Here is a 7,978-nt window from a genome sequence, read left to right as displayed (position 1 = left end):
CCCTTGAATGACACCAGGCAACCATTTTTCGATGGAGTCGTCTAGATTCAAGCGGTTCTCTCCGGCCAATTGCAGTACAACTGTTGCAGTGAACGTCTTTGTCACGCTGCCAATTCGAAAACGAAAATCTGTTTTCATTGGTTTCTTGGTACTCAGATCCGCTATCCCAGCTGCATAACTCCATGTTTTTCCACCCTCAGAAGTTTTGGCAAGTATCCCTGGGAATCCAAGATGCAATGTATCCCGCATTGCTTGTTTGACGGAATTACGATCTCGTTGAGTGCTTGTGTGTGACGAACTAGATACATTTTCAGTGGGCTCTGCTTTTACAATTGAGGTTGGAGTCGTGTATAACAGGGAACTTCCAGCTATTAAAAGGGCAAGACTTACAAATGTAATTTGACTACGTGTTTTCATAAAACATTCCTCTCCTCTATCCATATTGTATGGGCGGTTGCTTGTTGTTTCGTACTAACTACACAGCTATCATCCCCACCAATGACAAAAGGGCAACATGGAATTCGTAATTATCTTCATAATGATTATTTTTATCCTAACAAACGGTGAATCCCCCTTTCACTCTTCTTTATATTTTTATCTTACACAAGAAAAATTTCTTTTTTCTTATCCATTCCTTACAAATTTCTTACGTTCAAAATAGCTTCTATAATTAGGATAGCAGAAGCATCTGTGAACATGCTTTTCCAATAAATATATTAATCAAAAAGGTTCTGGTGCAAATACTTCAGAAGAGATATAGAGAGGCGAAAAGTTTCCTAGTAGAATCTATTTTATGCTGGAAGGCCGAATAGTTGATGAATGAGGTTCACTTGATTTCGGACAGACTTCTCCCCTTGGAGGGTTTGTCCTTTTTTCATCATATGCATCGCCTCTATACCACTCAGTATGTAAGTGGCAGTACAAAATGATTTCAATCCTAACATAGTACGCACACGTTTCTTAATGAAACGGTGATCCTGCTCCACTATATTATTGAGATATCTAACTTGCCTTATTTGTACGCCTTCAGGCATACGTTTCTCTTCTTTTAACTCTTGAATCGCTACTGGATAGGCTGGGTTCTTGTCTACTGTTATCACGCTAGGTTTACAAATATGAAAAGCAGCCAAGGCTTTCTTAAAAAAGCGATTGGCTGCTTGTTTATCTCTTGATTCACTTAGATAAAAATCAATGGTATTTCCGTCTGAATCGACTGCGCGATATAAATACACCCATTGACCTTTTACTTTCACATATGTTTCATCGACTCTCCAGGAATCATTTGTTGTCTTAAGATGACGTCGTACTCTTCCGTCTAATTCAGGTCCATATTGATGCACCCAACGCATAATGGTGGTGTGAGCAATAAACAAACCTCGTTCCTCCATCATTTCCACCAAATCACGGAAACTTAGGTTGTACCGTAGGTACCATCTTACCGTTAACAAGATTATATCAGGCTGATAGTGCTTCCATTTGAACAAATTTTCCTTTTTCATACCGATCACACACCTTTTTTAGAGTAATAGTATCAGTATGCCCAAGTTTAGGAGATTACTTGCAAGAGCTTTAGAGTTTTTGCACCAGAACCGTTTTTGGTACATATTCATAAAAAGCACGTCACCCTTTTTCATTAACATAAGAAAATAGTAACGTGCTTTTAACTTCAAAAATACTCTAAATCCTTAAGTTGATGGATGTGGGGTACAGACACATCGTCATTAAGTCACAAGCCCGTTGTTTCTCAAAATAAAAAATGAGCTAAATTTTTAGCATAAACAAATAACGCAGCACGTGTTGCTTACTATAAGTAACATGTTTATTATCCCTTTCTAGTTTACTAGCCATAATACTTCCTTCTAGGGTTGCAATAATAAAGGAAGCTACCGCCTTTGTATCGATATCCGGTTTTAACTCCTCGTTCTGAATACCTTCTACTATAATCCCTTCAATCATATTGAGAAATGTATAGAAAACTTCAAGTGCCTTTTCTCTTAACAGTAGATTCGTATCATCACTGTCTACAGCAGTATTCAGCAAAGGACATCCCCCTTTTATTGGTGGATTATTTATTACATCTTCATATACATTAAAAAAAGAACCAACCTTTTCTAATGTTGTATTAGCATTGCGTATCGCCTCAGAAAAATGTTGAGAGACAGTATCAATGGCGTATTCAAATGCCTCTAAAGCAATCTCATCTTTACTTTTAAAATTACGATAAATCCCCCCTTTTTGTAGCCCTGTAGCCTCCATAATGTCATTCATCGAACAGCCAGCATAGCCTTTTTGATTAAACAATTCTGCCGATTTTAAAACAATGTTTCTCCGTGTTTGTTCACCTTTTTGCATAATATCCTCCATTATTATTGTTAAAAAATTGTAACATGTTTTAGTTGTACATTAACATATAATAAGTTACCTTAAAAGAGACCGTACGGTCCTTTTTGAGATGAGAGTAGAATTTCTAAAAGAAGAGGGTGAGAGAGTTAGTATTTGATTAGCACGTAACATTCCTATCATGCTATTGATATCCGACATGAATTTATTGAAAAACAATTAAAACTAAGGAGGAAATTATGCATAACATTATTATTCCAGATAGTAAAGTAGCAAAAGAAGCTACCCAATTGGTTTACGAGATTTCTCCAGAATTTCTTTATAATCATTGTTTACGGACATATGCTTTTGGTGATGCATTGGGAAAAAAATATGGATTTAAATATGATCAGGAGTTATTTTATCTTGCTTCTATCTTACATGATGTTGGTCTTACAGAGCATGTATGTTGTAAACATTCATTTGAATATGAAGGTGCTGATCATGCAGAAAAATTCCTTCATTCCCATGGTTTTTCACAAGATAAAATTGATGTGGTACGTGAAGCTATTATTCTACACACCTCGGAAATTGCTAAAGAAAAACAACCAGAGATTGCTTTAGTTCATTTCGGGGCGGGAATGGATGTAGTTGGTTTACGTATAGAAGATATTCCGGAGGAAACATTTAATTTTATAATTGAGGTTTATCCTCGATTAGGTTTCAAAAAATCTATGATTGAACTTATTAAATATGATTCCAATCTAAAAAATACACAGCAACAGCCAAATAATTTGAGTTCTTCTATGCTTCGTATGGGGTTTTCAGATTGGGTGATGAATGCTCCTTTTAAAGATTAGAGAATAAAGAATTAGAATGTCATGGAGCTTAGGAAGGGGTACAGACCGCAAAACGGAAAAAAACCACGCTAAGGATTTTCGAGCCATTTTAATGCTAATTTAAATTGTGTTGTATGTGAAATTAGATTATTTCTATAAATTGTGTTGCATTAGAATGTTCTTAACCGGACAAAATTCAAAGGGTTTTATGTCGAAATTTGCTTAACGTGGTTTATTTCCAAAATGCTGGCGGTACCCCATCGCTATCAAGCTAACAAAACAAAATACCCTCTAAAATGAAAAAACGCTATTCTTTCTGTAGAATCATAGGAAAGGATGACGTGTCTTATAGTTATTTCTGATTTGTATTAAATACACCAATGAATGTAAAGACTGTTTTTTTCCTCTTATTAGGAATATAATCAAGGGAATTTATGGGGAAGGGATGTTGTCACATATGAATAAACAGAAAGAGTACTGGGATGGAGTAGCAAATGAAAAAGAATTCACGACGCCTTTTCAATTTGACTTATTCTCAAAGTATGTAAATAAGGATGCATTCTTATTGGACTATGGTTGTGGGTATGGAAGAACACTACTTGAACTAAAAGAACAACAATTTACGAATTTATATGGTGTGGATTTTTCAGAAGAAATGATTAAACGGGCTAAATCAAAAGATATGGTTATTGCTTTTAATATTATTAAAAGCGGGAAACTTCCCTTTCCGGATAATTTTTTTGATTCAGCTTTATTATTTGCAGTTTTAACCTGTGTATACCAAGATCAGGAACAGGATTCTATTTTAAATGAAATTAAAAGGGTGTTAAAACCAGAAGGTATTATTTATATTAATGATTTTTTACTAAATGAAGATGAAAGAAATAAAACACGTTATGAACAGTATGCTAATAAGTATCACACATATGGCGTATTTGAATTAAATGATGGAGCTATTTTGCGCCATCATAGTGAAAAACGTGTAAAGGAATGGACAAACACTTTTGAGAAATTAGAGTATGAAAAAGTTGAGTACGTAACAATGAATGGTAACCGTTCTAATGGATTAGTATATATAGGTAGGGTAAAGAAGTAAAATCACTTCATTAATAATGGGGTACCGCCAGCATTTTTGAAAAAAAACACGCTAAGAGTACTAAGAGTATGCAAGATTTTATACAGTTTTTCGGCTAATCCAGTAACAAACAAGAACTCGAAAACCCACACCATGATAGGAATGTATAAAAAATTGCATAGATTGATAGAAAGGGAAAAAGTCAGATTCCTTATGAGAGTAGGGAACCGCCTTGTCTTCGCTACTGATAATGATGCGTTATGTTAACCGAGCATGTACAGAATATACATTCAAAAATCTAAACAAATTGGTTCTTCCAAATGGTACAATTAGGAAAAAAGAGGTGAACAAATTATGACAAAAAAAACAGGTTGGAATTATATTATTGGTCTAGCATGGCTGTCAACCATTTCCTTACTTTGGGCAAACTCTGCTAGGTTGATTCCCAATGAAATTGTTGCCCTAAGCATCTCTATCGTTATGATTATTATTGCAGCAGGAGCCAGTATAATAGGACTTTACCGACTTAAAAAGAAAAAATATTGAAAACCGATCATACCTCTCTCCAAATGGGGAGGGGTTTGGTATAAAAGTCATTAAATGGAGCTAAAACATGAATTTTACAAAGAAAGAAATTGAGAAAGAAATTAAGAAAACCAAACGAAAATCGTTAATTGTATTATTTTGTATAGTTGGTTTGTTCGTATACGGAGTGTATTGGGCGTTTTTCAGTATGGATCGACTACCCACAGGTGAAAAGATTGCTGAAAAACAGTCTCCTGACGGAACATATACATTTAAAGCTTACGTAACAAGCGGCGGAGCAACAACGAGTTTTGCTGTTAGAGGAGAGTTAGTATTTAATCATCGTAAATATTTCAAGACAAAGAATGTGTATTGGAATTACCGAGAGGATACGGCAAAGATTGTCTGGAAAGACAATGATACAGTAATCATTAACGGACATACATTAAATGTTCCTGAAGAGACATATGATTTCAGATACGATTAATTGTAAGGGGTTTTTGTAGGCTTATAGATACATTGACTGCCGATATCAAGAATTATGTAAATGAGCTGTCCATATGGACAGCTCATTGTATTTTTTACTTAGTGTGTTTTTTTTCAAAAATGCTGGCGGTACCTCTACTTAATTTTTTTTGATTGATCATGAGGAACCGTTACAGTAACTGTTTTGGTTGTCACATTCCCTGTGTTGTCCATAGCAGTGTATGTCACAGTGTATATACGTCCATTTCCACTTCCCAGTCTATCTGCACGAAGTTCAAAGGAGTCAGTGGATCCACTAATAGGTTTATTATAATTTGCATTCTGAATATCATCAGATTGAAGTGTTTCATTGCTAGTAATGGATGTTAACACTACTGAATTGATTCCTGATGTATCGTCAGAAGCATTAATTGTAGCTGTAATCGGAACCATTTTATGATTAGGCGGCCATATTGTTGTTTTGTCTAAACTGATGTTTAGCACAGGAGCTGTCTTATCTAGTTTAATTGTTTTTGTATGAAATTGTTCAGTATTTCCGGCGTTGTCTACGCTCCAATAGGTTAGAGTGTGGACTCCTTCATCAGAAATCTTGATTTCATTTCCACTCTGTGTGGAACCATTATCTAGTTGATAATAAGTGGAAGCAACACCAGATCCGCCATCATTATCAGTTGCAGTTAAGTTAACGGTAACATCTTTATTCACCCAATCTGTTGGTGCGTTATCAGTTGTAACAGGTGAAATTGTGTCATCAAGTTTGATATTTTCAACTAGTACGATATCATCAAGATTGACATCAAAGTTGAACCCAGCAAGATGATAAATGTAGAATTCACTTGAATTAATAGAGTTTGGAGTAGTAAATTCAAACGATTTTTGCTCATACTGTGAGGAATTAAATCCCAAACCAGCTATGCCGCGTCCATTAACATTTACTGATACCCATACTTCTGAACTAGGAGTATTTACTTTTCCAGATGTAGACAGTATGTATGTAGTATTAGGTTTCAAAGTTATGGTTCCAACAAGTCCTCCACCGTATGATGCCTTTAAATGAAGTCCTTTAGAATTATTTACTCCTGCATGATCTTCAATATTGTATTTTATATCGCCATATGGCCATGGTTTAAGAGGTTCTATACTTGAATTGTGTTCAAAATCCATATTTAAAATATAAGATTTCTTCTTTTCCTTTAATGATGGACTATCTGCTGATACAATACCTGAAAAACCTATACTGGCACTTAATACAATTGCTGTAGAAAATACTCCTATACCGAATTTTTTAAACAATTTCTTCATCTCCTTTAAAATGAATTTAATGATATGTAAGATTATACGTTATAACAAACTAAAAGAATATTATAATTTAGAATTTTATCCAGGAGATAGAAATTTTTAAAAATTGATTTTATGAAGATACAAGAAAAGATTTTAGGTTCTGGTGCAAAAACTTCAGGGCAATTGCAAGTAATCTCTAAGTCTTGGACATACTCATACTATTACTATAAAAGAGTGTGTGCTCGGTATGGAAAAGAAAAATTTGTTTAAATGGAAACACTATCAGCCTGATCTTATCTTATTAACGGTAAGATGGTACCTACGGTACAATCTAAGTTTTCGTGATTTGGTGGAAATGATGGCGGAACGGGGCATAATCGTTGCTCATACAACGGTTATGCGTTGGGTGCATCAGTATAGTCCTGAATTAGACAAAAGAGTCCGTCGTCATCTCAAACAAACCAATGACTCCTGGAGAGTCGATGAAACATATATCAAAGTAAACAGTCAATGGATGTACCTGTATCGTGCTGTCGATTCGAAAGGAAGTACCATCGATTTTTACCTAAGCAAAGCAAGAAACCACAAGGCTGCAAAGCGATTCTTCAAGAAAATTTTGCAGTCTTTTCATATTTCTGAGCCTCGTGTCATGACGACCGATAAGAATCCAGCTTATCCTATAGGGGTCACTATACATGCCCATCAACTTAAGAGTGTAAACAAACTGAACTTTCGTTCAGCCGGGTTAAAACATTCTTAAAATAGAAGTATATTCTTAAAAATGCGCATACCAAATAAACCCTAACGGGTTTCACTTTTTTAATTATGCAATTTTCTTTTGTTTTCTCAATCCATTATACTCATAGACAACACCCAAAATATCAAAGACAGTCTTCTTTTCATATCTGTGGGATTTTCGTCCATTCTTCTGTAGAAGATGGAACAGGCGGATTAAAATCTTTGTTATTTCTCGGGTGTTTTGCTGTATGGTTCGATATAAAATGTGTAAATGATCTTGAATCATTCCAATTGCTTTATATTCACTTAATTCTTTTTTCTTCTTTTGTAAAATTAATTGTCGCATCTTAAACATAGTAGAAGAACATAAAAAAATGGCAATGAGTTTTCCATAAACATGGCATTCTAATCGCTCTTGTTTAATATTTTGACAATGATGAATTTGAAATAGAGATTTCCATGTTTTAAATACAATCTCTATTTGCCAACGGAGAGAGTAAAAATCATGGATTTGTTCCATCGGAACAATTTCCCAAGGTGTATTGGTAACATATAGGTTCATACCAGCTAATCGTTTGCTTTTTTTCGAATATGTAATACCTTTTTTACTTTCCGTATATACTTGTTTTTTCATACGCTCACGAAGTTGTTTTTCTGTTAATCGATACATAATCAATCGAGTGAATAGCTTTTTATCCTTTCCAATATAAGCTTC

At 34.7% G+C, this 7,978-nt stretch carries 9 protein-coding genes and 1 pseudogene; 5 read left to right on the top strand and 5 right to left on the bottom strand.

The genetic code is table 11. The annotated features are described in order from the left end of the window. The 3 genes from HRG09_RS27170 to HRG09_RS27160 all read right to left on the bottom strand — a co-directional run. Nucleotides 1-417 (bottom strand): serine hydrolase domain-containing protein (locus HRG09_RS27170; RefSeq protein WP_174103925.1); only part of this gene is annotated, 417 nt, incomplete at its 3' end. Nucleotides 418-791: 374 nt separating this feature from the next. Next, nucleotides 792-1,499, bottom strand: a complete 708-nt coding sequence (locus HRG09_RS27165) for an IS6 family transposase (RefSeq protein WP_174103924.1) — start codon at nucleotides 1,497-1,499, stop codon at nucleotides 792-794. A gap of 262 nt (nucleotides 1,500-1,761) precedes the next feature. Further along, complete coding sequence (locus HRG09_RS27160; protein WP_174103923.1) at nucleotides 1,762-2,352, bottom strand: TetR/AcrR family transcriptional regulator; 591 nt, start codon at nucleotides 2,350-2,352, stop codon at nucleotides 1,762-1,764. 227 nt (nucleotides 2,353-2,579) lie between these two features. Here HRG09_RS27160 and HRG09_RS27155 point away from each other — a divergent pair, with 227 nt between their 5' ends. From HRG09_RS27155 to HRG09_RS27140, 4 genes are all read left to right on the top strand, one after another. After that, a complete protein-coding gene (locus HRG09_RS27155; RefSeq protein WP_017150490.1) occupies nucleotides 2,580-3,179 on the top strand; it encodes an HD domain-containing protein in 600 nt (199 codons plus the stop codon). A gap of 436 nt (nucleotides 3,180-3,615) precedes the next feature. Further along, nucleotides 3,616-4,254 carry a class I SAM-dependent methyltransferase gene (locus HRG09_RS27150; protein WP_174103922.1) on the top strand — a complete coding sequence of 213 codons (639 nt, stop codon included), beginning with the start codon at nucleotides 3,616-3,618 and terminating at the stop codon, nucleotides 4,252-4,254. Between the two features lie 333 nt (nucleotides 4,255-4,587). Then, nucleotides 4,588-4,779, top strand: a complete 192-nt coding sequence (locus HRG09_RS27145; protein WP_174103921.1) for a hypothetical protein — start codon at nucleotides 4,588-4,590, stop codon at nucleotides 4,777-4,779. 67 nt (nucleotides 4,780-4,846) lie between these two features. After that, nucleotides 4,847-5,245, top strand: coding sequence for a DUF5412 domain-containing protein (locus HRG09_RS27140; RefSeq protein ID WP_174103920.1), 399 nt, complete (start codon nucleotides 4,847-4,849; stop codon nucleotides 5,243-5,245). 134 nt (nucleotides 5,246-5,379) lie between these two features. Here the strand turns inward: HRG09_RS27140 and HRG09_RS29260 are convergent, their stop codons facing one another. Next, nucleotides 5,380-6,546 carry an OmpL47-type beta-barrel domain-containing protein gene (locus tag HRG09_RS29260; RefSeq protein ID WP_254610193.1) on the bottom strand — a complete coding sequence of 389 codons (1,167 nt, stop codon included), beginning with the start codon at nucleotides 6,544-6,546 and terminating at the stop codon, nucleotides 5,380-5,382. A 226-nt stretch (nucleotides 6,547-6,772) separates the two neighbouring features. Between HRG09_RS29260 and HRG09_RS27130 the strand changes: the two are divergent. After that, nucleotides 6,773-7,216 (top strand): annotated as a pseudogene (locus HRG09_RS27130) (IS6 family transposase); the annotation flags it as partial. 132 nt (nucleotides 7,217-7,348) lie between these two features. On the opposite strand, the gene HRG09_RS27125 reads toward HRG09_RS27130, so the two are convergent. Further along, the coding region (locus HRG09_RS27125) for an IS4 family transposase (protein ID WP_174103919.1) at nucleotides 7,349-7,978 on the bottom strand (630 nt) is incomplete at its 5' end.

The sequence above is a fragment of the Bacillus sp. Xin1 genome (genome assembly GCF_013314535.1).
In the GTDB taxonomy this organism is placed as follows: domain Bacteria; phylum Bacillota; class Bacilli; order Bacillales; family Bacillaceae_G; genus Bacillus_A.
The sequence above is the reverse complement of the archived record's forward strand: the minus strand, read 5'-3'. Positions and strand labels throughout refer to the sequence as shown.

Coding starts and splice junctions, on each gene's coding strand:
- HRG09_RS27165 (WP_174103924.1), bottom strand. CDS start 1,499: ATGAAAAAGGAAAATTTGTTCAAATGGAAGCACTATCAGCCTGATATA.
- HRG09_RS27160 (WP_174103923.1), bottom strand. CDS start 2,352: ATGCAAAAAGGTGAACAAACACGGAGAAACATTGTTTTAAAATCGGCA.
- HRG09_RS27155 (WP_017150490.1), top strand. CDS start 2,580: ATGCATAACATTATTATTCCAGATAGTAAAGTAGCAAAAGAAGCTACC.
- HRG09_RS27150 (WP_174103922.1), top strand. CDS start 3,616: ATGAATAAACAGAAAGAGTACTGGGATGGAGTAGCAAATGAAAAAGAA.
- HRG09_RS27145 (WP_174103921.1), top strand. CDS start 4,588: ATGACAAAAAAAACAGGTTGGAATTATATTATTGGTCTAGCATGGCTG.
- HRG09_RS27140 (WP_174103920.1), top strand. CDS start 4,847: ATGAATTTTACAAAGAAAGAAATTGAGAAAGAAATTAAGAAAACCAAA.
- HRG09_RS29260 (WP_254610193.1), bottom strand. CDS start 6,546: ATGAAGAAATTGTTTAAAAAATTCGGTATAGGAGTATTTTCTACAGCA.